Origin of the sequence: Streptomyces sp. NPDC014861, from assembly GCF_043081625.1 — a bacterium.
In the GTDB taxonomy this organism is placed as follows: Bacteria; Actinomycetota; Actinomycetes; order Streptomycetales; family Streptomycetaceae; genus Streptomyces.
The window spans coordinates 17,792-43,376 of sequence record NZ_JBIBWV010000012.1 but is presented as its reverse complement, the minus strand read 5'-3'; the positions used below and the strand labels follow the sequence as shown (position 1 = coordinate 43,376).

The following is a 25,585-nucleotide window of genomic DNA, read 5'->3' as shown; positions in this document are numbered from 1 at the left end:
CCGCCGGCGCCCGTACGGGCCTCAGCGGTCGGGCTCGGGGTCCTTCAGCCAGTTCACGAGCTCCGTCGTGAAGGCGACCGGGTCCTCCTCGTGCGGGAAGTGCCCGAGGCCGTCGAAGAGCCGCCAGCGGTACGGGGCCTCCACGTACTCGCCCGAACCGGCCGCGCTGCGGGTGCGCATCACCGGGTCCAGCGACCCGTGCAGGTGCAGCGTCGGCACCCGCACCGGCCGCTTCATCCGGCGGTTGAACTGGATGCCGTCGGGGCGGGCGAGCGAGCGGACCAGCCAGCGGTACGGCTCGATCGAGCAGTGCGCGGTCGAGGGGACGAGCATCGCCCGCCGGTACACCTCGACCGCCTCCTCGTCGGCCGGGCGCGGGCCCGACCACTCCTGGAGCAGACGACCCACCAGCTCGGCGTCGTCGGCGACCAGCTGACGCTCCGGCAGCCACGGCCGCTGGAAGCCCCAGACGTGCGAGCCGGCCCGCGACTGGGCGAAGTCGGAGAGCATCGCCGAGCGCCAGCGGCGCGGGTGCGGCATCGAGGAGACCACGAGCCGGCGGACCAGCTTGGGACGCATGACCGCGGCCGTCCAGGCCAGGTAGCCGCCCAGGTCGTGGCCGACGAGGGCGGCGTCCGGCTCGCCGAGCGAGCGGACCACGCCGGTGATGTCGAGGGCGAGGTTGGCGGGGTCGTAACCCCGGGGGGTGCGGTCGCTGCCGCCGACCCCGCGCAGGTCCATCGCGACCGCCCGGAAACCGGCCTCGGCGAGCGCCGGCAGCTGGTGGCGCCAGGTCCACCAGAACTGCGGGAAGCCGTGCAGCAGCAGCACCAGGGGGCCGTCGCCCATCTCGGCGATGTGGAAACGGGCGCCGTTGGCCGCGACGTCACGGTGGGTCCACGGACCGTCGAGGCGTACGGGCCCGCCGCCGGGGGTGCTGCTCTCGGGGAGGGTCATACGGACGAGCGTGCCACAGTCTGGGCCTTCGCCATCGTCACCTCGGCGGCGGGGACACCCTCCGGACGGGGGTGCGGCTTCACGTTCTGGAGCATCGCGGCGGTCTGCTTGGCCGAGGAGATGGACTTCTCCGGCGGCTTCACCTTCTTGAACTTCGAGACCGCGAGGAGGCCGAGGAGGCTCGCGACGATCACGTTGAAGGCGAAGGACAGCAGGAAGCACCAGACGAGGTTCCAGCCGCCGTTGCCGTTGTGCCCGCCGGTCCAGGTGTTGATGGCGTACGCGAGCGCGAAGCTCAGCATCGGCAGCGAGAACAGCAGCACGACGGCGGCGGCGATGCCGGCCACGCTGCCGATCGCGCCGCGCTTGACGTCCTGCCGGAGCTCGGCCTTGGCCAGGGCGATCTCGTCGTGCACCAGTGCGGACATCTCGGCGGTCGCCGAGGCGACCAGCTGGCCGAGGCTGCGCTCGGTTCCGTCGAACGGGTCGCTCATCGCTCTCCCTCTCCTCTTGTACGGTCCAGTCAGATCATGCCGGACGGTCGGCCCCGTCGCGCGATGCCCCCGCCAGTCGGGCGCGCTCGCGATGTTCCGCGGCCCTCCGCTCCAGGATCTCCGCCATCCGGAGGTGGTACTCCTCCGTGCCCTCCTCGTACACGTCCGGGATGCCGTCCTCGTCGTCGTCGCGGTCCTCCTCGGCGACCAGGAGCTGGTACTTCCGGACGCGCAGCTTGAGCAGGAGCGTGGCGCACGCGGCGGCGATGAGCGAGCCCATGAGGACCGCTGCCTTCACCTCGGCGGTGAGGGCCGCGTCCCCCTCGAAGGCGAGTTCGCCGATGAGCAGGGAGACGGTGAAGCCGATCCCGGCGAGGGAGGCGACGGCGAAGACGTCCGGCCAGGCCAGCTCGGGGTTGAGCTCCGCCCTCGTGAAGCGGGCGGCGAGCCAGGTGCCGCCGAAGATGCCGAGGGCCTTGCCGACGACCAGTCCGAGGACGACGCCGAGGGTGACGGGCTGGGTGAAGACGTCGCGGAGCGCCTCGCTCGACAGGGACACGCCGGCCGAGAAGAGCGCGAAGAGGGGGACGGCGAAGCCGGCGGAGAGCGGGCGGACCAGGTGCTCGATGTGCTCGCCGGGGGAGTGCTCCTCGCCCTCGCGGGTGGTGCAGCGGAGCATCAGGCCCATGGCGACGCCCGCGATGGTGGCGTGGACGCCGCTGTTGTACATCAGCGCCCAGACGACCAGGGCCAGCGGCACGTACACGTACCAGCCGCGCACCTCCTTGCGGAGCAGGTACCAGAAGAGGGCGAGGCCGGCGAAGGCGCCGCCGAGGGCGAGGAAGTTCAGGTCGCTGGTGAAGAAGACCGCGATGATCAGGATCGCGAAGAGGTCGTCGACGACGGCGAGGGTGAGGAGGAAGGCGCGGAGCGCCGAGGGGAGCGAGGTGCCGATGACGGCGAGGACGGCGAGCGCGAAGGCGATGTCGGTGGCGGTGGGCACGGCCCAGCCGTCCATGGACCCGCCGCCGACGGCGTTGACCAGGACGTAGACGAGGGCCGGGGCGGCCATGCCGCAGATCGCCGCGATGACCGGGAGGGCGGCGGCCCGGGGGTCGCGCAGCTCGCCCGCGACGAGTTCGCGCTTGAGCTCGATGCCCGCGACGAAGAAGAAGATCGCCAGGAGGCCGTCGGCCGCCCAGTGCGCGACCGACAGGTCGAGGCCGAGGGCGGCGGGGCCTATGTGGAAGTCGGCGACTGCCTCGTAACTGCCCTGGAAGGTGTTGGCCCAGACGAGTGCGGCGACGGCCGCGAGGAGCAGGAGGACACCGCCGACCGTCTCGGTGCGCAGGGCGTCGGTGAGGTAGCGGCGCTCCGGGAGGGAGAGCCTGCCGAGGAACTTGCGGTCGGTGGACACGGGGGGCCTCCGGTCGGGTGGGCAGCACAGAGCACATGCCGACCAGACTTCCCGGCGCACCTAGGTCTTTCTGTCGCGTTCCTGACGCGGTCCTTACCTTACCTAACGAGCCCGAGGTGTGCGGAGGCGTGTCCGGCGAGGATCACTTTAGGGAGTTATGGGGCTTTCGTCGCGTCGGGGCGGGCGCAGCGGAAAGGCCCGCCCCAGGGCCTCGGGGCGGGCCTTTCCGTACCGACCGGTGCTGTCAGTCCTCGCTGGACGCGGCGGGCAGCTGCGTCTGGATGAGCGACATCACGGACGAGTCGGTCAGGGTGGTGACGTCGCCCAGCTCGCGGTTCTCCGCCACGTCGCGCAGCAGCCGGCGCATGATCTTGCCGGAGCGGGTCTTCGGCAGCTCGGCCACCGGGAGGATCCGCTTCGGCTTGGCGATCGGGCCGAGGGTGGCGCCCACGTGGTTGCGCAGCTCGGCGACGAGGGCGTCGTCCTGGCTGGCGGTGCCGCGCAGGATGACGAAGGCGACGATCGCCTGGCCGGTGGTCTCGTCGGCGGCGCCGACGACGGCCGCCTCGGCCACCGACGGGTGGGAGACGAGCGCCGACTCGACCTCGGTGGTCGAGATGTTGTGGCCGGAGACGAGCATGACGTCGTCGACGCGGCCCAGCAGCCAGATGTCGCCGTCGTCGTCCTTCTTGGCGCCGTCGCCGGCGAAGTACTTGCCCTCGAAGCGGGACCAGTAGGTGTCGATGAAGCGCTGGTCGTCGCCCCAGATGGTGCGGAGCATCGACGGCCACGGCTCGGTGAGCACCAGGTAGCCGCCGCCGCCGTTCGGCACCTCGCGGGCCTCGTCGTCGACGACGGTGGCGGAGATGCCCGGCAGCGGGCGCTGGGCGGAGCCCGGCTTGGTCTCGGTGACGCCGGGGAGCGGGCTGATCATCATGGCGCCGGTCTCGGTCTGCCACCAGGTGTCCACGATGGGGCAGGTGTCGGCGCCGATGTGCTTGCGGTACCAGATCCACGCCTCGGGGTTGATCGGCTCGCCGACCGAGCCCAGCACGCGCAGGCTGGTCAGGTCGAACTTGGCGGGGATGTCGTCGCCCCACTTCATGAACGTGCGGATCAGCGTCGGCGCCGTGTAGAGGATGGTGACGCCGTACTTCTGCACGATCTCGAAGACCCGGCCCTGGTGCGGGGTGTCCGGGGTGCCCTCGTACATGACCTGCGTGGCGCCGTTGGCCAGCGGGCCGTAGACGATGTACGAGTGGCCGGTGACCCAGCCGATGTCGGCGGTGCACCAGTAGACGTCGGTCTCCGGCTTGAGGTCGAAGACGGCGTGGTGGGTGTACGCGGCCTGGGTGAGGTAGCCGCCGGAGGTGTGCAGGATGCCCTTCGGCTTCCCCGTGGTGCCCGAGGTGTACAGGATGAAGAGCGGCTGCTCGGCCGGGAACGCCTCGGGGGTGTGCTCGGCGGACTGGCGCTCGACGAGCTCGTGCCACCACACGTCGCGGCCCTCGGTGAAGGCGGTGTCCTGGCCGGTGCGGCGGACCACCAGGACGTGCTCGACCGTCGGGCACTTGGCGACGGCCTCGTCGATGGCGGGCTTGAGGGCGGACGGCTTGCCGCGGCGGTAGCCGCCGTCGGCGGTCACGACCACCTTGGCGTCGGCGTCCTGGATGCGGGAGGCCACCGCGTCGGCGGAGAAGCCGCCGAAGACGACCGAGTGGGCGGCGCCGACGCGGGCGCAGGCCAGCATCGTGATCGCGGCCTCGGGGATCATCGGCAGGTAGACGGCGACCCGGTCGCCCTTGCGGACGCCCAGCTCGGTCAGGGCGTTGGCGGCCTTGGAGACCTCGTCCTTGAGCTCGGCGTAGGTGATCGCCCGGCTGTCGCCCGGCTCACCCTCGAAGTGGATGGCGACCCGGTCGCCGTGGCCGGCCTCGACGTGCCGGTCGACGCAGTTGTACGCCACGTTGAGCTCGCCGTCGGCGAACCACTTGGCGAACGGCGGGTTCGACCAGTCGAGGGTCTCGGTCGGCTCGGCCGCCCAGCTCAGCCGCTTGGCCTGCTCGGCCCAGAAGCCCAGCCTGTCCGCCTCGGCCTGCTCGTACGCCTCCGCCGTCACGTTGGCGTGCGCGGCCAGCTCGGCGGGCGGCGCGAAGCGGCGCTCTTCCCGGAGCAGATTGGCCAGGCTCTCGTTGCTCACGACATCTCCCTTTCCCAGGGCGTCCTCTGTGCGTATGTGTCCCGCGTCATACCTCATCAGCCCAATGCCCCGGGTGACAAGAGTCTCCGGGGAATTGGTTTAGACCTGTGAGTGTCTTGACGGACGGTGGCCCCTTCGTCCCGAGCGGAGGGAGAAGGGGCCACACAGTCTCACGGACGCGCGCCGCGGAAGGTTCAGGACGCGCGGGATCCCCGCTCTCGCGGGGTGGGAGGCGCCGGAGGCCGGGGCCCCGGCTGTCAGGGAGCCCGGGCCGGGAGGACCGCCGGAGGCCGGCCGTCAGGAGGCCGGGCGGTGAGGACCGCCGGAGGGCGAGGCCCGGACGTCAGGAGGCCCGGGCCGCCAGGACCGCCGGAGGCCGAGGCCCGGACGTCAGGAGGCCCGGGCCGCCAGGACCGCCGGCGGGACGCTGTCGAAGACGTCGTCGTAACCGCGCACCTCGTCCCCGGAGAGCAGGTACGCCTGCGCCTCGCCCACGTGGAAGTACATCCCGTGCAGGGTGAGGCTGCCGTCCGCGAGCCGCCGCGCCACCGACTCGTACGCCCGCAGGTGCTCCAGCTGCTGCACGACGTTGGTGAGGCAGAGCTGCTCCACCGCGTCAGCCGGCAGCCGCCCGGAGATCCGCGCCCACGCGTGGCGGCGGCTCGCCATCCGCTCCAGGCTCGGCCGGCCGTGCCGCAGCCAGCGGCGCAGCGGGGTCGTCGGCTCGTCGGGACCGGCGCCGAGCAGGGCCTGCATGGCTCCGCAGCCGGAGTGGCCGCAGACGGTGATCGACTGGACCCGCAGCACCTCCACCGCGTACTCGATCGCCGCCGCCACCGAGTCGTCGCGGCTCTCCTCGCCGGGCAGCGGGACCAGATTGCCGACGTTGCGCACGGTGAAGAGGTCGCCGGGGCCGCTGGAGGTGATCATGCTGGTGACCAGCCGGGAGTCGGCGCAGGTGAGGAAGAGCTGGGAGGGGCTCTGGCCCTCCCGCGCCAGCCGGGCCAGCTCGTCCCGGACCAGCGGGGCGGTGTTCCGCTGGAACTTGCCGATGCCGTGGGCCAGCTGGTGCCCCGTCGGCCGCGCCGGCTCCTCCTCGGCCACGAACTCGGGCGGCGGGACGGGCCGCTCGGCGCACTGGTGGTTGTGCCACGGCGTCCAGGGGCGGCAGCAGGCGTGCGGGGAGGCGTGGACGGACCCCTCCTGCGCGGCGAGCGGTCCGGCGAGCGACGCGGGGAGCGTCCTCGGGGCCGGGGCGGGGCCCGTACCGGGGGCGGCCGGGGAATCGGCCGCCGGATCGGCCAGGGGGTCCGCTTCGGGGACGCGGGTGCCGGGGGAGCCGGGGGAGCCGGTGATACGGCCTCCGGTCGGGCCCCTCATCTCGACCGTGCCGCCGTGCGCCAGGTGGCCGGCCGTCCAGTCGCTCAGCGTCTCGTACGCGGCGTGGTCCATGAAGGAGCCGTCCAGCACCACCGTCACCGCCGAGCCCGCGGGGATCTGGTGCAGCGCCCGGCTCAGCCTCGGCACCGCGAGGAAGGTCAACTGGCCGCGCACGCGCAGCAGCTGGCTCCCCTCGCGGTCCTCCCGGGTGATCCGGGTCCGGGCCAGCCGCTGCATCGCGACCGCGACGGCGACCGCGATACCGAGGGCGACGCCCTCCAGGACGCCGACCAGGACGACCCCGCTCACGGTCACCGCGTACACCACGACCTCGCGGTGGCGGGTGACCGTGCGGATGTGGGTGATGCTCACCATCTGGATGCCGACGACCATGACGAGCGCGGCGAGCGCGGCGAGCGGGATCAGGTCGATGGCGGGCACCAGCAGCAGGGCGGCCAGCACGATCCACAGCCCGTGCAGCATGGTCGAGGCGCGGCTGACCGCGCCCGCCGAGACGTTGGCGACGCTGCGGACCGCGACCCCGGCGACCGGGAGGCCGCCGAGCGCCCCGGAGACCATGTTGGCCGCGCCCTGCCCGGCCAGTTCGCGGTCGAGGGCGGCACGCGGGACTCCCCGGCCCCGGTCCGGGCGGGCGGCGACGAGCTTGTCGACGGCGACGGCCGACAGCAGCGACTGCACGCTGGTGACCAGGGTGATCGTGAGCACGCCGGCGGCGATGCCGAGCACGGGGCCGTCGGGCAGCCCCGGCAGCGCGTGGCTGCTCCAGGACGGGAGGTCGACGCGGGGCACGCCGATCCCGGCGGCCACCGCGAGCAGGGTCGCGCCGCCGACGCCGACCAGTGCGGCCGGGGCCTTGCGCGCCCACGCGCCGGCGCGGCCCGGCAGCCGGGGCCAGCCGAGCAGCACGGCGACGGTCAGCCCGCTGATGAGCAGCGAGGCGGGCCCGGCGTCCGCCAACTGGGCGGGCAGGCCGAGGACGTTGGCCACGGCGGAGCTCTGCGGGGTGCCGCCGAGCACGATGTGGAGCTGGGCCAGGGCGATGGTGACGCCGATGCCGGCCACCATGCCGTGCACGATGGCGGGCGAGACCATGAGCGCCGAGCGGGCCACCCGCAGGGCGGACAGGGCGAGTTGGGCCAGTCCGGCGAGGACCGTGATGGCGCAGGTGGTGCGCCAGCCGTACCGCTGGATCAGCTCGGCGGTGACGACGGTGAGGCCGGCGGCGGGGCCGCTCACCTGGAGCGGGGAACCGCCGAGACGGCCGGCCACCAGTCCGCCGACGGCGGCGGCGACCAGTCCGGCCTGGAGCGGGGCTCCGGTGGCGAGGGCGATGCCGAGCGAGAGCGGCAGCGCGATCAGGAAGACGGCGATCGACGCGGAGACGTCCGCGCCGGCGGGGCGGAAGCGGCGGCCGCCGGGCGGGCTGTGGGGCCGCTGGACGCGGGGGCGGTTGGTGGTGCGGGCAGGGGTGCAGAGGGTCATCCGGTCTCCTCCGGGGCCGAACGGGTACCTCAACTCTGAGTAAATGAATCGTAACGAAGAGTAAAGTCTCCGGCATTATTTTCGGGGCAAACAGGTCAAGGATTCACCTATTTCGGTGATTGGAGGGCGAAGGGCCGCTTGTCGTTTCATCACTCCGGCGGGTGCGGTGCGACGTTGACGGCGCTCGAAGGCCGTCGTCGGAGGAGAGAGGTGGGCGGATGTCAGCCGCCGCGCGAGGAAGTACGTTCCGCAGGAAGGCGCTGGCCGCCGGCGTCCTGGTCGTCGCCCTGATCGGCGGTCTCGCCGGCTGCTCGGAGCCGGCCGGGCCACCGGACGGGGGCGCCCCCGGAGCCGGCGCCGGGAAGACCGGGACGGGCGCCGGGAAGAAGGGCCCCGCCGCCGCGCCGGAGAACGCGGTCCGGCTGATCGGTGACGGCTCCACCGCCCACACCGGCGCCCAGCCGCACCAGCCGACCTGGAAGAAGCTGAAGCCGGGCGAGGCCCCGCCGCAGTTCGTCGTCTTCTCCTGGGACGGAGCGGGCGAGGACAGCCAGAAGCTCTTCTCCCACTTCCGGAACGTCGGCAAGAAGTACGACGCCACCATGACGTACTTCCTCAGCGGCGTGTACCTCCTGCCGGAGGAGAAGCGGGCGCTGTACGACCCGCCGCAGCACAACGCGGGCCGCTCCGACATCGGCTTCAACGACACCGAGGGCATCCGCGCCACCGTCCGCGAACTGCGCGGCGCGTGGCTGGAGGGCAACGAGATCGGCACCCACTTCAACGGGCACTTCTGCGGCGCCGAGGGCGGCGTCGGCACGTGGTCCGTGGAGGAGTGGAAGAGCGAGATCCGGCAGGCCAAGTCCTTCGTCAAGAACTGGAAGACCCACTCGGGCCTGCGCGCCGAGCAGCCGCTCCCCTTCGACTACGACAAGGAGCTCGTCGGCGCCCGCACGCCCTGCCTGGAAGGGCGCGAGAACTTCGTGAAGGCCGCCGCCGAGCTGGGCTTCCGCTACGACACCAGCGGTGTCAACGACCAGATCTGGCCGGAGAAGGACGGCGGCATCTGGGACCTGTCCATGCACCTCGTGCCGGTCCCGGGCCGCGCCTTCCAGACCCTGTCCATGGACTACAACTTCATGGTCAACCAGTCGCCGGGGACGACCCAGGGCGACCCGGGCATGCACCGCTACTGGGGCGACCAGATGCGCGACGGCCTCGTCCAGGCCTTCCAGCGCTCCTACCAGGGCAACCGGGCGCCGGTCGTCATCGGCAACCACTTCGAGTCCTGGAACGGCGGCACCTACATGCGCGCCATCGAGGAGACCATCGCCACGGTCTGCGTCCAGAAGGACGTCGAGTGCGTCTCCTTCCGCCAGCTCGCGGACTGGCTCGACGCCCAGGACCCGGCCGTCATCGCCAAGATGCGGACCCTGAAGGTGGGCGAGGCCCCGCCCGGCGGCTGGACCGCCTTCCTCGCCCAGCAGCCCCCGGCCCCGGCGACCGCCCCCGCGGCGAAGCCTGCCTCCAAGGCGTGACCTCCGCCCCCGGGCCGCACACCCTGCCGCGCCGGAGCGCCCCCGAGTCATGACGGCCCGGCCGCCGGGTCCGCCACCGGCGGCGGGTGCGCCGAGCGGGTCCGCCGAGGGCGAGCCGGGGCCTGCCCCGCGCCGCGCCGCCTTCGGCGGGTGGCGGCAGCGGCACTGGGTTGCCGGTGTGGGCCCCGGCCCGGGCCGCCGTCGGCGGGTGGCGGCGGTGGTGCGGGGGTGCCGAGGGTGAGCCCCGGGGTCCGGGCCGCCGCCGTCAGCGGGTGGCGGCGGTGGTGGGTTCGCCGAGGGTGAAGTCGGGGTCGACCTGCGCCGCCAGGTCGGCCCCGGTTTTGGCGTTGCCCCAGCTCTCCGCGTTGCGGAGGTGGAAGTGGACCATCTGGCTCGTGTAGCGGCGCCAGTCGCGGCGCGCGTACGAGTCGTCCGCCGCCTCCCGCAGGGTGCCCAGCGCGCGCTGGTTCTCCGGCTCCAGCCGGTCGAAGCGCGGCGGCCGGCCCTTCTCCATGGCGCGCACCCAGTCCGAGTGCCCGACCGTGACGAGCAGGTCCTCGCCGACCTCCTGGTGCAGGAAGTCCAGGTCGTCCGGACCCTGCACCTTGTTCCCGACGACCTTCAGTGCGACGCCGAAGTCCCGCGCGTACTCCTTGTACTGGCGGTACACCGAGACGCCCTTGCGGGTCGGCTCGGCGACCAGGAAGGTCATGTCGAAGCGGGTGAACATGCCGGACGCGAAGGAGTCCGAGCCCGCGGTCATGTCGACGACCACGTACTCGCCCGCCCCGTCCACCAGGTGGTTCAGGCACAGCTCCACCGCGCCGACCTTCGAGTGGTAGCAGGCCACCCCGAGGTCCGCCTCGGTGAACGGCCCCGTCGCCATGAGCCGCACCTCGCCGGGGTCCAGCCGGACCGGCCGGGCGCACGCCTCGTAGACCGGGTTCTCCTCGCGGACCCGCAGCAGCCGCGAACCCTCCCCGGGCGGCGTCGTCTTGATCATCGTCTCGGCGGAGACGATCCGCGGGTTGCTGCCGCGCAGGTACTCCTTGATGAGCGGCAGGTGCGCCCCCATCGCGGGCAGCGCGGCCGCCTCGTCCTCGGAGAGACCGAGCGCGGCCCCCAGGTGCTGGTTGATGTCCGCGTCGACGGCGACGACGGGGGACTCGGTGGCGGCGAGGTGGCGGACGAAGAGCGAGGACAGCGTCGTCTTGCCGCTGCCGCCCTTCCCGACGAAAGCGATCTTCATGTTCACTTAGCGTAGTGGTATGAACGCGCCGAGTGGTCAAGGTCTATGAAGAAGACCACTCCATCGTGGGGCGGGCCCCCGGGGCGCGTAGCCTCCTTACCTATGAGTACGCACGCCTCTGACCCCTTGGCCGCCCTCGGCACCCTGCCGGGCGTAGCCGATGCGGTGGACTCCGTACGCAAGGCCGTCGACCGGGTCTACGGCCACCGTGTGATGCGCCGCCGCAGCAACGAGATCGCCCACGAGGCCGCTCTCCGCGGCGCCCGCGGCTCGGCCGCGCTGGCCGGGGCCGACTGGGCCCTGGAGGAGGTCCGGCGCCGGACCGACTTCAGCGCCGACCCCGAGGCCCGCACCGTCGGCGCCGCCCTCCGGCTGAGCGCCGAGGCGGGCGAACTGCTCTCCATCTGGCGCCAGTCGCCGCTCCGGGTGCTGGCCCGTCTGCACCTGGTCGCCGCGGGCGAGCACGAGGACTCGACGGGCCGTCCCCGTCAGGCCGGCGAGACCGTCGTCGAGCCGCTGATCGAAGCCTCCCTGCCGGGCCCCGACGAGGTCGCCGCCCGGCTGGACGGCCTCGCCGAACTCGTCGTCAACGGCAGCGAGGCCCCGGCGCTCGTCGTCTCCGCCGTGGTCCACGGCGAACTGCTCGCCCTGCGCCCCTTCACCTCGCACAACGGGCTCGTCGCCCGGACCGCGGAGCGGATCGTCCTGGAAGGCAGCGGTCTCGACCCGAAGGGCATCTGCCCCGCCGAGGTCGGCCACGCCGAACAGGGCCGGGCCGCCTACGCGGCCGCCCTCGAGGGGTATCTGACCGGAACCCCGCAGGGCGTCGGCGCCTGGATCGCGCACTGCGGGCGCGCGGTGGAACTGGGAGTCCGGGAGTCGACGGCGGTCTGCGAGGCGCTCCAGCGCGGCGCGGCCTGAGGACACCCCCGGACATGGGTTGCGGCGGTACCGAGAATCAGTACCGCCGCTGGCACGGCCACCCAGTTACCAAGCGTCCTCGATATGTGCCCATCAGGCGGGGTTGCTTTGCCCTTCGCCTGGTGCGGCTGGCCCGTAATCGACGGGTCGACGTCGCGTGGGTGCCGGGTTTTCGTGCGTCAGGTCCGTGGGGCCTTGATGCTCAACAGGTGATCCTCTCGGATGTCCCAGGTCTCGCGGGCCTGATTCCTTTCTACTCCTGTCCGCCGATAAGCGAAAGTGGTGGCTCCGCTTCTTTGCCCTCTTTCCGGGCCGCGCGGAGACGGGGGAGCGGTCAGCGCCCCGCGAGGGCCGTGGCGGCCCGGTGCCGCCGCCGGGTGGCGTACCAGACCAGCCCCGCGGTGGCCGCCGCCGCTCCCACCGCCGCCGCGGCCATCAGCGCCGGACGGGGCGGCATCCGGAAGTCCGGCAGCCGCTGCTTCAGCCGCACCGGCCGGTTGAACACCAGCACCGGCCACTCCCGGGCGACCGCCTCGCGGCGCAGCGTCCGGTCCGGGTTGACCGCGTACGGGTGTCCGACGGCCTCCAGCATGGGCAGGTCGGTCGCCGAGTCGCTGTAGGCGTAGCAGCGGGAGAGGTCGTACCCCTCCGACTTCGCCAGCTCGCGGACCGCCTCGGCCTTCGTCGGGCCGTAGGCGTAGTACTCCACCTCGCCGGTGAAGCACCCGTCGTCGCCGACCACCATCCGGGTGGCGACGACCCGGTCGGCCCCGAGCATCTCCCCGATCGGCTCGACCACCTCGGCACCGGAGGTGGACACGATCACGACGTCGCGGCCGGCGGCGTGATGCTCCTCGATGAGCGAGGCGGCCTCGTCGTAGATGATCGGGTCGATCAGGTCGTGCAGGGTCTCGGCGACGAGTTCCCGGACCTGGGCCACGTTCCAGCCTTTGCAGAGCGCGGAAAGATATTCGCGCATCCGCTCCATCTGGTCGTGGTCGGCCCCGCCGACAAGGAACACGAACTGGATGTAGGCCGTCCGCAGGGCGGCGCGGCGGCTGATCAGCCCGCCCCGGTAGAAGGACTTGCTGAAGGTCAGCGTCGATGACTTCGCAATGACCGTCTTGTCCAGGTCGAAGAAGGCAGCTGTGCGCGGCAAGGAGTGGTTTTCCACAACGCTGAGCATAGGTGCCCGCCATTCGGCGTACGCTGTGGCGCGTGGGTTTGCCTGAGAAGCCTCTCGGGTACACCATGGAAGTCACGGATCGTTCGCGACCGTGCTAACCCGGTCCGGCTCCTCCCCCCCCGAGTCGGCCGGAAAGACGACCCCCGCTCTCCCCCCCGGCGGGGGTCGTCGCATGTCCGGACCCGTTTTCACCCGCTGAGCCATCGCTCGCTCCCCTCTCTCCCGCCGCCGCGTGTCCGGCCGCCCCCGGCGCGGCGATCTCTCGATTCATCACTCAGAGTAACCGGCGGACTGCGTTCCGGGCAGTCCTCGGACGGGTGGTCGAGATATTCACAGGCGGTGGATTGTCCACAGTTTTTCGGTGGCCTCCGCACGATTTCCCCGGCGGCCTCACCGTGATTCCCGTCGCGAAGTTCGCGGCCGACAGGAATCACGAGAGGGGTGGGCGCGATGCAGGAGCCGACGGCTTCCCGCACGGGCGGAGCGGAGCACGGGGACGCGAGGCGGGGCCCGCGCGGAGCGCGGGGCGAGGAAGGGGCACGGGGCGGCGAAGGGGTGCGGGGCGGCGAAGGGGCACGGGGCGGCGAAGGGGTGCGGGCGGTCGGCCCGCTGATCGTCACCGAGGACGTCGTCCTCCTCGACGACCTGCTGCGGCTGTGCGCCGCGGCCGGCGTCGAGCCCGAGGTCCACCACCGGGTGCCCGAGCGGCGAGCGAGCTGGACCGATCCTCCGCTCGTCCTGGTCGGCGAGGACGCGGCGGCCCGCTGCCGGGGCGCCACTCGCAGGCCCGGGGTCGTCCTCGTCGGACGCGCCCAGGACGATCCGGCCGTGTGGCGGCTCGCCGTCGAGCTCGGCGCCGACAGCGTCCTGCGGCTCCCCGGCGCCGAGTCCCTACTCGTCGACCGGATCGCGGACGCCGCCGAGGACGTCGGCAGGACCGCGCTGACCGTCGGCGTCGTCGGCGGGCGGGGCGGGGCCGGTGCCTCCACCCTCGCCTGCGGGCTCGCCCTCGCCGCCGCCCGCACCGGCAGGCCGACCCTTCTCGTCGACGGCGACCCGCTCGGCGGAGGGCTCGACGTGCTCCTCGGCGCCGAGCGGGAGAAGGGCAGGCGCTGGGGCGACTTCGCCGCCTCGAAGGGACGCCTGGCCGGCGGAGCCCTGGCGGAGTCGCTGCCGGCCGCCCGGGGCGTCCGGGTGCTCAGCTGGGGCCGGGAGCCCACCGCCGCCGTACCGCCCGAAGCGGTCCGGTCCGTGCTCGCTGCGGCCCGACGCCGGGGCGGGGTCGTCGTGGTCGACCTGCCGCGCGCCGTCGACGAGGCCGGGGCCGAGACCCTGGCCCAGCTCGACCTCGGCCTCCTCGTCGTCCCCGGCGAGCTGCGGGCGGTCGCCGCCGCCCATCGGATCACCGACACCCTCTCCCTGTTCGTGCGCGACCTGCGGGCCGTGGTCCGGGGACCGTACGCGGCGGGCCTCGACGAGCGCTGGGTCGCCGACGCGCTGCGGCTGCCGCTCGCCGGCGAACTCCCCTACGACCCCGGCATCGTGACCGACCAGGACGCGGGCGTCCCGCCGGGCGCCGAGCCCCGGGGGCCGCTCGGCCGCTTCTGCGCCGCCTTCTGGGAGCGCGCGCTGCCCACCGGAGGTGCGGCATGACGGGGACGGGCGTGGGGGACACCGGGACGGCGACCGTCCCGCGCGGTGGCGCCCCGGACGCGCGGGCGGGCGGCACGGGACTCCTGGACGCCGTGCGGCAGCGGCTCGCGGCGAGCGGCGCCGAACCGACCCCGGCCCGGGTGGCCGCCGCGCTGCGCGCCCAGGGCCGGCTGCTGGGGCACGCCGAGGTGCTGGGAGCCGCCGAGGAGCTCCGCTGCGAACTGACCGGCGCGGGACCGCTGGAGGCCCTGCTGGCCGCCCCCGACGTGACCGATGTGCTCGTCTCGGCGCCGGACCGGGTCTGGGTCGACCGGGGTGCCGGCCTGGAGCGGGCGCCCGTCGTCTTCCCCGACGCCGCCGCCGTCCGCAGGCTCGCCCAGCGGCTCGCCGCCGTGGCCGGGCGCCGCCTCGACGACGCCCGGCCGTGGGTGGACGCGCGGTTGCCCGACGGCACCCGCATGCACGCGGTCCTCCCGCCCGTCGCCGTCGGCTCCACCTGCCTCTCGCTCCGGGTGGTGCGCCCGCGGGCCTTCACCCTGGACGAACTGACCGCGGCCGGCACCGTGCCGCCCGGCGGCGACCGGGTGCTGCGCGCGCTGATCGAGGCCCGGGTGTCGTATCTGGTCAGCGGTGGCACCGGCACCGGCAAGACGACGCTTCTGGCGGCGCTGCTCGGTCTGGTGGGCGAGCGGGAGCGGATCGTCCTGGCCGAGGACTCGGCCGAGCTGCGCCCGGACCATCCCCACGTGGTGCGTCTGGAGGCCCGGCCGCCGAACCAGGAGGGCGCCGGACTGGTCACCCTCAGGGATCTCGTCCGGCAGGCCCTGCGGATGAGGCCCGACCGGCTGGTGGTCGGCGAGGTGCGCGGCGGCGAGGCCGTCGACCTCCTGGCGGCCCTCAACACGGGCCACGAGGGCGGCTCGGGGACTCTTCACGCCAACACCGCCGCCGACGTGCCCGCCCGGCTCGAAGCCCTCGGCACGGCCGCCGGGCTCGACCGGGCCGCCCTGCACAGCCAGTTGGGCGCCGGACTGTCCGCCGTGCTGCACCTGGCGCGCGACCGCGACGGGCGGCGCCGGATCGCCGAGGTCCATGTGCTGGAGCGGGACCGCGCCGGCCTGGTGCGGACGGTGCCCGCGCTCCGCTGGGACCCGGCCGGGTTCGAGCGGGAGCGCGGCTGGCCCCGGCTGCGCGCGCTCGTCGGGGGTGCCCCGTGACGGCCGCGGAGTTCTCCGTCACCTGCGTCTGGGTCTGCGTCCTCCTCGCCTATTGGCAGGCGGCGGGCCGCCGGCGGGCGGTCCGCCGGGCGGCGGTCCTTCTGGGCCCGGGCACGGTCCACGGGGGCGGTGCCACCGGCCGGGCGATCGCGGAGCGCTGGTGGGCGGCGGCTCGGGGGCGGCCCGAGTGGCTGTGCCTGCCCGTCGCCGCGCTGGTCGCGCTCCTGGGGGAGTCGCCGCTGCCGCTGGCCGCAGGGGCCCTGGCGGTCCCGCTGGTGCGGCGCCGCCTGCGGGCGGCCTCCCGGCGCAAGGAGCGTGAGGCGCTGGCCGGGAGCGTGGTGGCCCTGTGCGAGGCCGCCGGCGGCGAGCTGAGGGCCGGCCTGCAGCCCGGCCCCGCCCTCGCCCACGCGGCACGCCGCACCGGCGCCCTCGGCCCGGAGGAGGCGCGGGTGCTGGCCGCGGTCGGCTTCGGCGGCGACGTGCCGGAGGCCCTGCGGGCGGCGGCCCGCCGGGAGGGCGCCGAGGGGCTCGCGGGCCTGGCGGCCTGCTGGCAGGTGGCCGTCGACAGCGGGGCGGGGCTGGCGGCCGGGCTCGACCGGCTGGAGGCCGCCCTCCGCGAGCGGCACGAACGGCGCGAGGGTCTGCGGGCCGAACTGGCCGGGGCCTGGGCCACGGTGGCCGTGCTCGCGGCCCTCCCGGTGGCCGGCATCGGGTTGGGCGCGACCATGGGCGCCGACCCGTTGCGGGTCCTGCTCCACACCCCCGCCGGATGGATCTGCCTCCTCGTCGGCTGCGGGCTGGAAGCGGTCGGGCTGTGGTGGGCCGCCCGGATCGTGCGGGGAGGCGGTGCCGATGCGGAGTGAACTGACGCGGTCGGCGGTGCTGTTGCTCCTGCTCTGCTGGATCCTCGTCCGTGCCTGGCTGCGGCTAGGACGGGCGCGGCGGGAGCGGGGCGCCCGCCGGCGGCTCGCCGCCCTGGCGGCGCTTCCCGAGAAACGGCCCGCCGCGCGAGGGGTCCCGGCCCGTCTGGCGGCCGGGCTGAGGCGGGTGCCGGGGCCGGTGCGGGCCGCCGTCGCCGGGGGAGTCCTGGGCACCTGGATGCTCCTCGGGTGGCCCGCGGCGCTCGTGGCGGGCGCGGGCGGGACCCTGGGCGCCCGGTGGTGGACGCACCGGACCGAAGCCTCCCGGGCGTCGGCCGTCGACCTGGAGGCGGTACGGCAACTCCCCCAGGCGGCCGATCTGCTGGCGGCCTGCGCCTCGGCCGGGGCAGGGCCTGGGGAGGCGGCGGAGGCCGTGGGGAGGTCGATGGGCGGGCCGCTCGGCGAGCGGCTGCTGCGGACCTCCGCCGAACTGCGGCTCGGCGGCGAACCGGCCGAGGTGTGGGCGAGGTTCGGCGCGATACCGGGCGCCGAGGGGCTCGCCCGCTGCATGGAACGGGCCGGTGCCTCCGGGGCACCCGCCGCGGACGCCGTCGCCCGGCACGCGGCCGGACTGCGGGCGGCGAGCGCCCGTACCGCCACGGCACGGGCCCGCCGGGCCCAGGTGCTGATCAGCGCCCCCGTGGGGCTGTGCTTCCTGCCCGCGTTCCTCGTGGTCGGGGTGGCCCCGGTGGTGATCGGCCTGGCATCGGGCCTGCTCGGCCCCTGAGGACGGACATGACGACGAACAAGAGCGACGAGGACGGAAGGAAGATCGAGATGGGAAAGACGTACACGTGGGCGCGGAAGGCGCTGGGGACCTTCTGGGAGACCCGGCGGGCGGCGCTGCGGACCGACAACGGGATGAGCACCGTCGAGTACGCGCTCGGCCTGCTCACGGCGGCCGGCGTGGCCGTGATGTTCTCCAAGGTCGTGACCGGGGCGAGCGTCTCCGGCGCCCTGGAGTCGATGGTCATGAAGGCCCTCGATGCGCCGTTCTGAGGGCGACCGGGGCTCGGTGACGGTGGAGGCGGCGATCGTGCTGCCGGTGCTGGCGCTCTTCGCGATGGCCCTGCTGTGGGCGCTGGTGGCGTCCGCCGCGCAGATCCGGTGCGTGGACGCCGCCAGGGCCGGGGCGCGGGCGGCGGCCCGGTCGGAGCCCGCGGAGGCGGTGACCGCCGCCGCCAGGGCCGCCGCACCCGACGGAGCCCGGGTGGCGGTCGTGCGGGACGGGGAGCTGTGGCGGGTGACGGTGGAGACGGCCGCGCCGGGACCGGGCGGCCTGGGCGTGACCCTGCGCGCCGGGGCCGCTGCGCTCGCCGAGGACGCGGTGGGAGCAGGGATCGGCGTCGGGATCGGGCCCGAGGCCGGGGGAGGTGGTGCGGTGTGAGGCGTGGCGCCGGCGATCGGGGTGCCGCGACCGTGTGGACGGCCTTCACGGCCTGCGCGCTCTGTGTGGTCTTCGGGGCGGTGCTGGCGCTCGGGCAGGCGGTGGCCGCACGGCACAGGGCGGGCGGAGCGGCCGATCTCGCGGCCCTGGCCGCGGCGGACCGGGCCCCGTGGGGCGAGCCGCGGGCGTGCGCGGCGGCCGCGCGGGTCGCCGCCGCACAGGGCGCCGAAGTGGTGCGGTGCGCCGTGACCGGGGCGGAGGCGGAGGTGACGGCGCGGGTGGTCCGAGGGCCCTGGACGCCGACGGTCAGGGCGCGGGCGGGCCCTGCCCAGCCACTGCCTCTCCCGCCGCCCGGGGCTCTGGCTCCGCGGTCCGGGTTCCGGTAGGAGCCGCGGCGCCTCCCGCCGCTCTGGGCTCAGGCTTCGCGGTACCGGTACCGGCGAGGGGCACGGGCTCTGCCGCCGCCCTGGGCTCTGGCTCCCCGGTCCGGGTACCGGTTCTGGTTCCGGCGAGGGCCATGGCCTCTGTCGCGGCTCCGGGCTCTGGCTACGCGGGCCCGAGTTCGGTGGGCGCCACCGTCTCTCCCGTTTCTCCCGTCGCCTCCTCCTCGGCGCCCTCCGGCGGTGCCGCGCGGAGGAGTTCCGTGAGGAGGCGGACGGCGCCTCGCTTGTGGAGGGGGTCGTTGCCGTTGCCGCACTTGGGGGACTGGATGCAGGAGGGGCAGCCCGCCTCGCACTCGCAGGAGGCGATCGCCTCGCGGGTGGCGGCGAGCCAGGCCCGGGCGGTGTGGAAGGCGCGCTCGGCGAACCCGGCGCCGCCCGGGTGGCCGTCGTAGACGAAGACGGTCGGCAGCAGGGTGTCCGGGTGGAGCGGGACGGAGACGCCGCCGATGTCCCAGCGGTCGCAGGTGGCGAAGAGCGGCAGCATGCCGATGGAGGCGTGCTCGGCGGCGTGCAGGGCGCCGCCGAGGATCTCCGGGGTGATCCGGGCGGCGTCGAGCTGGTCCTCCATGACCGTCCACCACACGGCCCGGGTGCGCAGGGTGCGGGGCGGCAGGTCGAGCTTGGTCTCGCCCAGCACCTCGCCCGTGATCAGCCGGCGGCGCAGGAAGGAGACGACCTGGTTGGTGACCTCGACGGAGCCGTAGCAGAGGCGGCCCGAACCCCAGGGGATCTCGGTGTCGGTCTCCAGGACGCGGATGGAGGTGGTGTCGCGGGCGACGGTCGAGTACGGCGGGACGGCCTCCTCGACGAGGGCGACCGAGTCCTCCAGGTCCAGCTTCCGGACCAGGTAGGTGCGGCCCTGGTGGAGGTGGACGGCGCCCTCGTGGACGGCGGTGTGGGAGGCGGCCTCGTCGACCGTGCCGAGGAGCCGGCCGGTGCCCTCCTCGACGATCCGGACCGGGTTGCCGCCGCCGCCCCGGATGTCGGCGAGGTCGGCGGCCCGCTCGCGGCGGGTCCAGTACCAGCCGCCGGCGCGGCGGCGGAGCAGTCCGGCCGCCTCCAGCTGGGGCATGAGACCGGGCGCGGCGGGGCCGAACAGAGCCAGGTCGGTCTCGGTGAGCGGGAGCTCGGAGGCGGCGGCGCAGAGATGGGGGGCGAGGACGTAGGGGTTGTCGGGGTCCAGGACGGTCGACTCGACCGGCTGGTCGAAGATCGCCTCGGGGTGGTGGACGAGGAAGGTGTCCAGGGGGTCGTCGCGGGCGATCATGACGGCGAGGGCGCCCTCGCCGGAGCGGCCCGCCCGGCCCGCCTGCTGCCACAGCGAGGCCCGGGTGCCGGGGTAGCCGGCGATGAGGACGGCGTCGAGGCCGGAGACGTCCACGCCCAGCTCCAGGGCGGTGGTGGCGGCAAGGCCGAGGAGTTCCCCGGAGTGCAGGGCACGCTCCAGGGCGCGACGCTCCTCCGGCAGGTAGCCGCCCCGGTAGGCGGCGACGCGCCGGGCGAGCGCCCGGTCGGTCTCGGCGAGCCGCTCCTGGGCGATCACCGAGATCAGCTCGGCGCCGCGGCGGGAGCGGACGAAGGCGACCGAGCGGACGCCCTGCCGGGTGAGGTCGGTGAGCAGGTCGGCGGTCTCCGCGGTGGCGGTGCGGCGGACCGGGGCGCCGCGCTCGCCCTGAAGCTCGGTGAGGGGCGGTTCCCACAGGGCGAAGACCAGTTCGCCGCGGGGGGAGGCGTCGTCGGAGACCTCGGTGACGGGCAGGCCGATGAGGCGTCCGGCGGCGCGGGCCGGGTCGGCGGAGGTGGCGGAGGCGAGGAGGAAGACCGGCTCGGAGCCGTACCGGGCGCAGACCCGGCGCAGCCGGCGCAGGACCTGGGCGACGTGGGAGCCGAACACGCCCCGGTAGGTGTGGCACTCGTCGATGACGACGTAGCGCAGGGAGCGCAGGAAGGAGGACCACCTGGGGTGGGAGGGGAGGATGCCCCGGTGCAGCATGTCGGGGTTGGTGAGCACGTGGTTCGCGTACTGGCGGACCCACTCGCGCTCCTCGACCGGGGTGTCCCCGTCGTAGACGGCGGGACGGACGCGGTTGCCGAGCGGGGCGGCGAGCTCCCGGACGGCGCGGTGCTGGTCGGCGGCGAGGGCCTTGGTGGGCGAGAGGTAGAGGGCGGTCGCGCCGCGCCCGTTCGGGGCCTCCGCGCCGTCGAGGAGGGTGGAGAGGACGGGTGCGAGGTAGGCGAGCGACTTGCCCGAGGCGGTTCCCGTGGCGATCACCACGGACTCGCCGTCGAGGGCGTGCTCGGCGGCCTCGGCCTGGTGGGCCCAGGGATGCTCGATCCCGGCGTCCCGGATCGCGGCGATCACCTCTGCGCGGATGCGGTCCGGCCAGACGGCATGGCGGCCCGTCCGGGCGGGCATGTGCTCCATATGAGTGATGCGCGCGGCCCGGCTCTCGCCGGAGGTGAGCCGTTCGAGGACCCGGTGCGGGGAGGGGCGGCTGCCCGTGTCTCCGGCGGGTCGAGCGGTGCGGTGATTCATGGCCATCGGCACCGAGTGTGTCACCGGCGTGACGGACAATGCTTCCAAGGCGTCGTGCATGGCTGCAGGTAAGTGATTGAATGCCATGGCGGCTGGCGATTCGTTCTCCGACTCCGTCCGGGAGATCCGAGGGGGCGAACGCCCGATAGCAAGGTGCTGGAGGATCCGTGGACCTGTCCCTGTCGACTCGCACTGTGCCCGGAGCTGGCGGCGACCGTACGGTCGTCGAGGTCGGTGGCGAGATTGATGTGTATACCGCGCCCAAGCTGCGCGAGCAGTTGGTCGAGTTGGTGAACGACGGCAGTTACCACCTGGTCGTCGACATGGAGGGAGTGGACTTCCTCGACTCCACCGGTCTCGGCGTGCTCGTGGGTGGCCTGAAGCGCGTGCGTGCCCATGAGGGCTCGCTGCGCCTGGTCTGCAACCAGGAGCGCATTCTCAAGATCTTCCGGATCACGGGCCTCACCAAGGTCTTCCCGATCCACACGTCGGTCGACGAGGCCGTCAACGCGGTCGACTGACCGGGGGATCCCATGGCCACCGTTGAACTCCGCTTCAGTGCCCAGCCCGAGCACGTCCGTACGGCCCGCCTGGTGGCGGCCGCGGTCGCCCGCAGGGCCAGGGTGGACGAGGCGGTCCTCGACGAGGTGCGGCTCGCCGTCGGCGAGGCGTGTTCCCGTGCGGTCGGGCTGCACCGCAGCAACGGCGTCACCACGCCCATCCGGGTCGTGCTGATCGAGGCGGAGAAGACGTTCTCCATCGAGGTCGGCGACGAGGTGCCCGGTGCCGGCGCGGCCGCCGGCGGTGTGCCCGGCGCGCGTGCCGGCGACCCGGCGGAGGCCGCCGAGGAGGCGGACGCCGACGGTGAGGACGAGATGGGTCTCGCGGTGATCCGCGGGCTCGTCGACGACGTCGAGGTGACCGCCGGCGAGGACGGCGGCACCATCCGGATGAGCTGGCCCACCACCCAGGCCGGGGCGGACGTGGACATCCTGTCCTGACGCCGCCTCCACGCCCCCGTGGCCGAGGCGGACGTGGACGTGTCGTCCTGCCCCGCCCCGCGCCCTCGTGGCCGGGGGTGTGGGCGTCCTGTCCTGACGCCGTCCCGGGGCCGAGGTGGGGTACGGGCGTTCCGCCCTGACCCCGTCCCGCCCTCGTGGTGGAGGCGCGTGAGCAGAGGCTTCGCCCGCGCGGTGGAGTCGTGTGCGAAGAGGCCCCGCCCCCGTGGCGGGGCCTCTTCGCGTGCCCGCGTCTCCGGGGCAATCGATGGATTCCTGCGGGGTGCCGCCCGAGAGGGCCGTTCTGTCCTGCTTCGGCTGCCTATGATCCGTGCCCATGCACCCGGAACCGGAAATGGCCCAGGCCCCCGCCGCCCTCGCCGCGGCGGTGCTCACCAGCGGGAACCGGACGATCGTCTACGTCGTCGCCGGAGTCGCCCTCGCCGCACTGGTCACCGCCCGGCTCTTCGGCCGCCAGGTGCTCAAGGCCGACGAGGGCACCCCGGCGATGCGGCGGATCGCCGCCGCCGTGCAGGAGGGCGCCAACGCCTACCTCGCCCGCCAGCTGCGCACCATCGGCCTCTTCGCCGTCGTCGTCTTCCTCCTCCTCATGGCGCTCCCCGCCGACTCCTGGTCGCAGCGGGCCGGCCGCTCGCTGTTCTTCCTGGTCGGCGCGTTGTTCTCGGCGCTCACCGGGTACGTCGGGATGCGCCTCGCCGTCCGTGCCAACGTCCGGGTCGCCGCCGCCGCCCGGGAGGCCGCCCCCGCCCCCGGCGAGCCCGGCCGCGACCCCGCCGAGGCCGCTCACCGGGCCATGCGGATCGGTTTCCGCACCGGCGGGGTGGTGGGCATGTGCACGGTCGGCCTCGGGCTGCTCGGGGCCGCCTGCGTCGTCCTCGTCTACGCCGCCGACGCGCCCAAGGTCCTGGAGGGCTTCGGCCTGGGCGCCGCCCTCATCGCCATGTTCATGCGGGTCGGCGGCGGCATCTTCACCAAGGCCGCCGACGTCGGCGCCGATCTGGTCGGCAAGGTCGAGCAGGGCATCCCCGAGGACGACCCGCGCAACGCCGCCACCATCGCCGACAACGTGGGCGACAACGTCGGCGACTGCGCGGGCATGGCCGCCGACCTCTTCGAGTCGTACGCCGTCACCCTGGTCGCCGCCCTCATCCTCGGCAAGGCCGCCTTCGGCGACCACGGCCTGGTCTTCCCGCTGATCGTGCCCGCGATCGGCGTGCTCACCGCCGTGGTCGGCATCCTCGCCGTCGCGCCCCGCCGCTCCGACCGGGGCGGGATGCGGGCCGTCGACCGCGGCTTCTTCGTCTCCGCGGTCGTCTCCCTCGCCCTCGTCGCCGTCGCCGCCTTCGTCTACCTGCCGTCGTCCTACGCCGAGCTGGCCGGCGTCACCGAACCGGGGCTGACCGGCCACGACGGCGATCCCCGGGTCCTCGCCCTCGTCGCGGTCGCCATCGGCATCGTGCTCGCCGCGCTCATCCAGCGGCTCACCGGCTACTTCACCGAGACCGGCCGCAGGCCCGTCCAGGACATCGGCCGCTCCGCGCTCACCGGCCCCGCCACCGTCGTCCTCGCCGGCGTCGCCATCGGCCTGGAGTCCGCCGTCTACGCGGCGCTGCTCATCGCCCTCTCCGTCTACGGCGCGTTCCTGCTCGGCGGCACCTCGGTGATGCTGGCACTCTTCGCGGTCGCACTCGCCGGGACCGGGCTGCTCACCACCGTCGGCGTGATCGTCGCCATGGACACCTTCGGCCCGGTCGCCGACAACGCGCAGGGCATCGCGGAGATGTCCGGGGACGTGCGGGGCGCCGGCGCGCAGGTGCTCACCGAGCTGGACGCCGTCGGCAACACCACCAAGGCGATCACCAAGGGCATCGCGATCGCGACCGCCGTCCTCGCCGCCGCGGCACTCTTCGGCTCGTACCGGGACGCCATCGCCGGCTCGGTCGCCGAGGTCGGCGCCCGGGCCGGCGAGCTGACCCTCTCCATGGACATCTCCCAGCCCAACAACCTCGTCGGGCTGATCCTCGGCGCCGCCGTCGTCTTCCTCTTCTCCGGACTGGCCGTCAGCGCGGTCTCCCGGTCCGCCGGTTCGGTGGTGTTCGAGGTGCGGAGGCAGTTCCGCGAGCACCCCGGGATCATGGACGGCAGCGAGACCCCCGCGTACGGGCGGGTCGTCGACATCTGCACCAAGGACGCGCTGCGCGAACTCGCCACGCCCGGGCTGCTCGCCGTCCTCGCGCCGGTCGCCGTCGGCTTCGCGCTCGGGGTCGGCCCGCTCGGCGCGTACCTCGCCGGGGCGATCGGCACCGGCGCGCTGATGGCGGTCTTCCTCGCCAACTCCGGCGGCGCCTGGGACAACGCGAAGAAGCTGGTCGAGGACGGTCACCACGGCGGCAAGGGCAGTGCGGCGCACGAGGCGACGGTGATCGGCGACACGGTGGGCGACCCGTTCAAGGACACCGCGGGGCCGTCGATCAACCCGCTCCTGAAGGTGATGAACCTGGTGGCGCTGCTGATCGCCCCGGCGGTGGTCCGCCTCGGGTACGGCGAGGACGCGAACCCCTGGGCGCGGGCCGGGATCGCCGTCCTGGCGCTCCTCGTCGTGGCGGTGGCCGTCCTGGTTTCCAAGCGGCGTCCGGTGACCGTCGCCTGACGTGGCGTCCGTCTCATTTCCCGGGCGTCCGGGGTGCCCGGAGGCCTGGCGCCGCTTGGTTCAAACGGATTCAACACGGGAGGAATCCATCGTACGAAAGGTGGAAGTCGTCCGCGCGGCGTGTATGTTCCGGGGCCGAGAGTCTTGGAAGGGACCGATCCGGTGAACAAGAAGCTTGCGGCAGCGCTGTCCGGCGGTGCGGTACTGGTACTCGTGCTGTCCGGCTGCAGCGACGACGGCGACAAGGTCAACGACTGGGCCAAGTCTTTCTGCGACCAGGCGAAGCCGCAGATCCAGAAGCGGGCCGACGCCCACCAGATCATCATCTCGACCGCGGCCGACAGCCGTCCGGCGGAGATCCAGGCCGCCGACTCCAAGGCGTTCAAGGACATCGCGGACGCCGACCGGGCGCTGGCCAAGGCCGTGGAGACCGCGGGCGTCCCGCCGGTCGAGAACGGCGAGAAGACCCAGAAGGACGTCATCGCGGAGCTCAACGCGACCGCCGTCGCCTACGACGCGCTGAAGAAGCAGGTCGACGCGCTCGACCCGTCGAACCAGCAGAAGTTCGCCGAAGGACTGAAGGACGTCGCCGACGGCCTCACCAAGATCGAGAAGATGGACCAGAACGCGCTGGCCACCCTGGAGAACGGCGAGCTGGGCCAGGCCATGGCGAAGCAGCCGGGCTGCCAGAAGCCGACCCCGTCGGTGCCGCCGACCGGCTCCGCCTCCCCGAAGGCGGGTTCCACGGCCACGCCCTCCGCGTCCACCACGCCGAAGACGAAGCCCTCCGCCTCCGCCGAGTAGCAGGAGCGGGCGGCACGGCGCGACACGGCGCGACACGGGTCGGCGGCGCGGCACAGGCCGGCGCGGCGAGCCGGGCGAACAGCCACCGGGCAGTCCGGCGGCCGTCCGCCG

Annotated in this window: 21 protein-coding genes; 13 read left to right on the top strand and 8 right to left on the bottom strand. The window is 74.0% G+C overall.

What is annotated here, in order from left to right:
* Window positions 1-21: 21 nt before the first annotated feature.
* From ACF1BN_RS23170 to ACF1BN_RS23150, 5 genes are all read right to left on the bottom strand, one after another.
* A complete protein-coding gene (locus ACF1BN_RS23170) occupies window positions 22-957 on the bottom strand; it encodes an alpha/beta fold hydrolase (protein ID WP_392333502.1) in 936 nt (311 codons plus the stop codon).
* Window positions 954-1,451: a phage holin family protein gene (locus ACF1BN_RS23165; protein WP_392333501.1), complete on the bottom strand. Its 498-nt coding sequence runs from the start codon at window positions 1,449-1,451 to the stop codon at window positions 954-956. The genes ACF1BN_RS23170 and ACF1BN_RS23165 overlap by 4 nt, the downstream gene beginning before the upstream one ends.
* 34 nt (window positions 1,452-1,485) lie before the next feature.
* On the bottom strand, window positions 1,486-2,898 hold the full coding sequence (nhaA, locus tag ACF1BN_RS23160; RefSeq protein WP_392333609.1) for a Na+/H+ antiporter NhaA: 1,413 nt from the start codon (window positions 2,896-2,898) through the stop codon (window positions 1,486-1,488).
* A 214-nt stretch (window positions 2,899-3,112) separates the two neighbouring features.
* Window positions 3,113-5,125 carry an acetate--CoA ligase gene (gene acs / locus ACF1BN_RS23155; protein WP_392333500.1) on the bottom strand — a complete coding sequence of 671 codons (2,013 nt, stop codon included), beginning with the start codon at window positions 5,123-5,125 and terminating at the stop codon, window positions 3,113-3,115.
* A 333-nt stretch (window positions 5,126-5,458) separates the two neighbouring features.
* Window positions 5,459-7,951 (bottom strand): SulP family inorganic anion transporter, encoded by a 2,493-nt coding sequence (locus tag ACF1BN_RS23150; protein WP_392333499.1) that lies wholly within the window; start codon window positions 7,949-7,951, stop codon window positions 5,459-5,461.
* 218 nt (window positions 7,952-8,169) lie between these two features.
* Between ACF1BN_RS23150 and ACF1BN_RS23145 the strand changes: the two genes are divergently transcribed.
* Window positions 8,170-9,489 (top strand): hypothetical protein, encoded by a 1,320-nt coding sequence (locus ACF1BN_RS23145; RefSeq protein WP_392333498.1) that lies wholly within the window; start codon window positions 8,170-8,172, stop codon window positions 9,487-9,489.
* Between the two features lie 265 nt (window positions 9,490-9,754).
* On the opposite strand, the gene ACF1BN_RS23140 is transcribed toward ACF1BN_RS23145, so the two are convergent.
* Entirely contained in the window at window positions 9,755-10,738 is a 984-nt protein-coding gene (locus tag ACF1BN_RS23140; RefSeq protein WP_392333497.1) for an ATP-binding protein, read from the bottom strand.
* Between the two features lie 102 nt (window positions 10,739-10,840).
* Between ACF1BN_RS23140 and ACF1BN_RS23135 the strand changes: the two genes are divergently transcribed.
* Window positions 10,841-11,659 carry an oxidoreductase gene (locus ACF1BN_RS23135; RefSeq protein WP_392333496.1) on the top strand — a complete coding sequence of 273 codons (819 nt, stop codon included), beginning with the start codon at window positions 10,841-10,843 and terminating at the stop codon, window positions 11,657-11,659.
* A 334-nt stretch (window positions 11,660-11,993) separates the two neighbouring features.
* On the opposite strand, the gene ACF1BN_RS23130 is transcribed toward ACF1BN_RS23135, so the two are convergent.
* Window positions 11,994-12,845: an HAD family hydrolase gene (locus tag ACF1BN_RS23130; protein ID WP_392333495.1), complete on the bottom strand. Its 852-nt coding sequence runs from the start codon at window positions 12,843-12,845 to the stop codon at window positions 11,994-11,996.
* A gap of 450 nt (window positions 12,846-13,295) precedes the next feature.
* On the opposite strand from ACF1BN_RS23130, the gene ssd reads away from it, so the two are divergent.
* From ssd to ACF1BN_RS23095, 7 genes are read left to right on the top strand one after another with little or no spacing between them, the layout of a single operon-like run.
* A complete protein-coding gene (ssd, locus tag ACF1BN_RS23125; RefSeq protein WP_392333494.1) occupies window positions 13,296-14,498 on the top strand; it encodes a septum site-determining protein Ssd in 1,203 nt (400 codons plus the stop codon).
* A complete protein-coding gene (locus tag ACF1BN_RS23120) occupies window positions 14,495-15,715 on the top strand; it encodes a TadA family conjugal transfer-associated ATPase (RefSeq protein WP_392333493.1) in 1,221 nt (406 codons plus the stop codon). The genes ssd and ACF1BN_RS23120 overlap by 4 nt, the downstream gene beginning before the upstream one ends.
* Complete coding sequence (locus ACF1BN_RS23115; protein ID WP_392333492.1) at window positions 15,712-16,578, top strand: type II secretion system F family protein; 867 nt, start codon at window positions 15,712-15,714, stop codon at window positions 16,576-16,578. The genes ACF1BN_RS23120 and ACF1BN_RS23115 overlap by 4 nt, the downstream gene beginning before the upstream one ends.
* Window positions 16,568-17,362 carry a type II secretion system F family protein gene (locus ACF1BN_RS23110; protein ID WP_392333491.1) on the top strand — a complete coding sequence of 265 codons (795 nt, stop codon included), beginning with the start codon at window positions 16,568-16,570 and terminating at the stop codon, window positions 17,360-17,362. The genes ACF1BN_RS23115 and ACF1BN_RS23110 overlap by 11 nt, the downstream gene beginning before the upstream one ends.
* Before the next feature lie 8 nt (window positions 17,363-17,370).
* Window positions 17,371-17,634, top strand: coding sequence for a DUF4244 domain-containing protein (locus ACF1BN_RS23105; protein WP_392333490.1), 264 nt, complete (start codon window positions 17,371-17,373; stop codon window positions 17,632-17,634).
* Entirely contained in the window at window positions 17,621-18,022 is a 402-nt protein-coding gene (locus tag ACF1BN_RS23100) for a TadE family type IV pilus minor pilin (protein WP_392333489.1), read from the top strand. The genes ACF1BN_RS23105 and ACF1BN_RS23100 overlap by 14 nt, the downstream gene beginning before the upstream one ends.
* Window positions 18,019-18,408: an Rv3654c family TadE-like protein gene (locus ACF1BN_RS23095; RefSeq protein ID WP_392333488.1), complete on the top strand. Its 390-nt coding sequence runs from the start codon at window positions 18,019-18,021 to the stop codon at window positions 18,406-18,408. The genes ACF1BN_RS23100 and ACF1BN_RS23095 overlap by 4 nt, the downstream gene beginning before the upstream one ends.
* Before the next feature lie 160 nt (window positions 18,409-18,568).
* On the opposite strand, the gene ACF1BN_RS23090 is transcribed toward ACF1BN_RS23095, so the two are convergent.
* On the bottom strand, window positions 18,569-21,088 hold the full coding sequence (locus ACF1BN_RS23090; RefSeq protein WP_392333487.1) for a DEAD/DEAH box helicase: 2,520 nt from the start codon (window positions 21,086-21,088) through the stop codon (window positions 18,569-18,571).
* An 80-nt stretch (window positions 21,089-21,168) separates the two neighbouring features.
* Between ACF1BN_RS23090 and ACF1BN_RS23085 the strand changes: the two genes are divergently transcribed.
* From ACF1BN_RS23085 to ACF1BN_RS23070, 4 genes are all read left to right on the top strand, one after another.
* Complete coding sequence (locus ACF1BN_RS23085; protein ID WP_030749286.1) at window positions 21,169-21,522, top strand: STAS domain-containing protein; 354 nt, start codon at window positions 21,169-21,171, stop codon at window positions 21,520-21,522.
* Window positions 21,523-21,534: 12 nt separating this feature from the next.
* Window positions 21,535-22,002: an ATP-binding protein gene (locus ACF1BN_RS23080; RefSeq protein ID WP_392333486.1), complete on the top strand. Its 468-nt coding sequence runs from the start codon at window positions 21,535-21,537 to the stop codon at window positions 22,000-22,002.
* Window positions 22,003-22,336: 334 nt separating this feature from the next.
* Entirely contained in the window at window positions 22,337-24,670 is a 2,334-nt protein-coding gene (locus tag ACF1BN_RS23075) for a sodium-translocating pyrophosphatase (RefSeq protein WP_392333485.1), read from the top strand.
* 162 nt (window positions 24,671-24,832) lie between these two features.
* Entirely contained in the window at window positions 24,833-25,474 is a 642-nt protein-coding gene (locus ACF1BN_RS23070) for a small secreted protein (RefSeq protein WP_392333484.1), read from the top strand.
* Window positions 25,475-25,585 lie beyond the last annotated feature (111 nt).

Bases quoted from the DNA above. Each gene is read 5' to 3' on its own strand.
- ACF1BN_RS23130 (WP_392333495.1), bottom strand. From the start codon at position 12,845: ATGCTCAGCGTTGTGGAAAACCACTCCTTGCCGCGCACAGCTGCCTTC.
- ACF1BN_RS23080 (WP_392333486.1), top strand. From the start codon at position 21,535: ATGGCCACCGTTGAACTCCGCTTCAGTGCCCAGCCCGAGCACGTCCGT.
- ACF1BN_RS23075 (WP_392333485.1), top strand. From the start codon at position 22,337: ATGCACCCGGAACCGGAAATGGCCCAGGCCCCCGCCGCCCTCGCCGCG.
- ACF1BN_RS23105 (WP_392333490.1), top strand. From the start codon at position 17,371: ATGACGACGAACAAGAGCGACGAGGACGGAAGGAAGATCGAGATGGGA.
- ssd (WP_392333494.1), top strand. From the start codon at position 13,296: ATGCAGGAGCCGACGGCTTCCCGCACGGGCGGAGCGGAGCACGGGGAC.
- acs (WP_392333500.1), bottom strand. From the start codon at position 5,125: ATGAGGTATGACGCGGGACACATACGCACAGAGGACGCCCTGGGAAAG.
- ACF1BN_RS23150 (WP_392333499.1), bottom strand. From the start codon at position 7,951: ATGACCCTCTGCACCCCTGCCCGCACCACCAACCGCCCCCGCGTCCAG.
- ACF1BN_RS23170 (WP_392333502.1), bottom strand. From the start codon at position 957: ATGACCCTCCCCGAGAGCAGCACCCCCGGCGGCGGGCCCGTACGCCTC.
- ACF1BN_RS23120 (WP_392333493.1), top strand. From the start codon at position 14,495: ATGACGGGGACGGGCGTGGGGGACACCGGGACGGCGACCGTCCCGCGC.
- ACF1BN_RS23090 (WP_392333487.1), bottom strand. From the start codon at position 21,088: ATGGCATTCAATCACTTACCTGCAGCCATGCACGACGCCTTGGAAGCA.
- ACF1BN_RS23145 (WP_392333498.1), top strand. From the start codon at position 8,170: ATGTCAGCCGCCGCGCGAGGAAGTACGTTCCGCAGGAAGGCGCTGGCC.
- ACF1BN_RS23140 (WP_392333497.1), bottom strand. From the start codon at position 10,738: ATGAAGATCGCTTTCGTCGGGAAGGGCGGCAGCGGCAAGACGACGCTG.
- ACF1BN_RS23100 (WP_392333489.1), top strand. From the start codon at position 17,621: ATGCGCCGTTCTGAGGGCGACCGGGGCTCGGTGACGGTGGAGGCGGCG.
- ACF1BN_RS23110 (WP_392333491.1), top strand. From the start codon at position 16,568: ATGCGGAGTGAACTGACGCGGTCGGCGGTGCTGTTGCTCCTGCTCTGC.
- ACF1BN_RS23165 (WP_392333501.1), bottom strand. From the start codon at position 1,451: ATGAGCGACCCGTTCGACGGAACCGAGCGCAGCCTCGGCCAGCTGGTC.
- ACF1BN_RS23135 (WP_392333496.1), top strand. From the start codon at position 10,841: ATGAGTACGCACGCCTCTGACCCCTTGGCCGCCCTCGGCACCCTGCCG.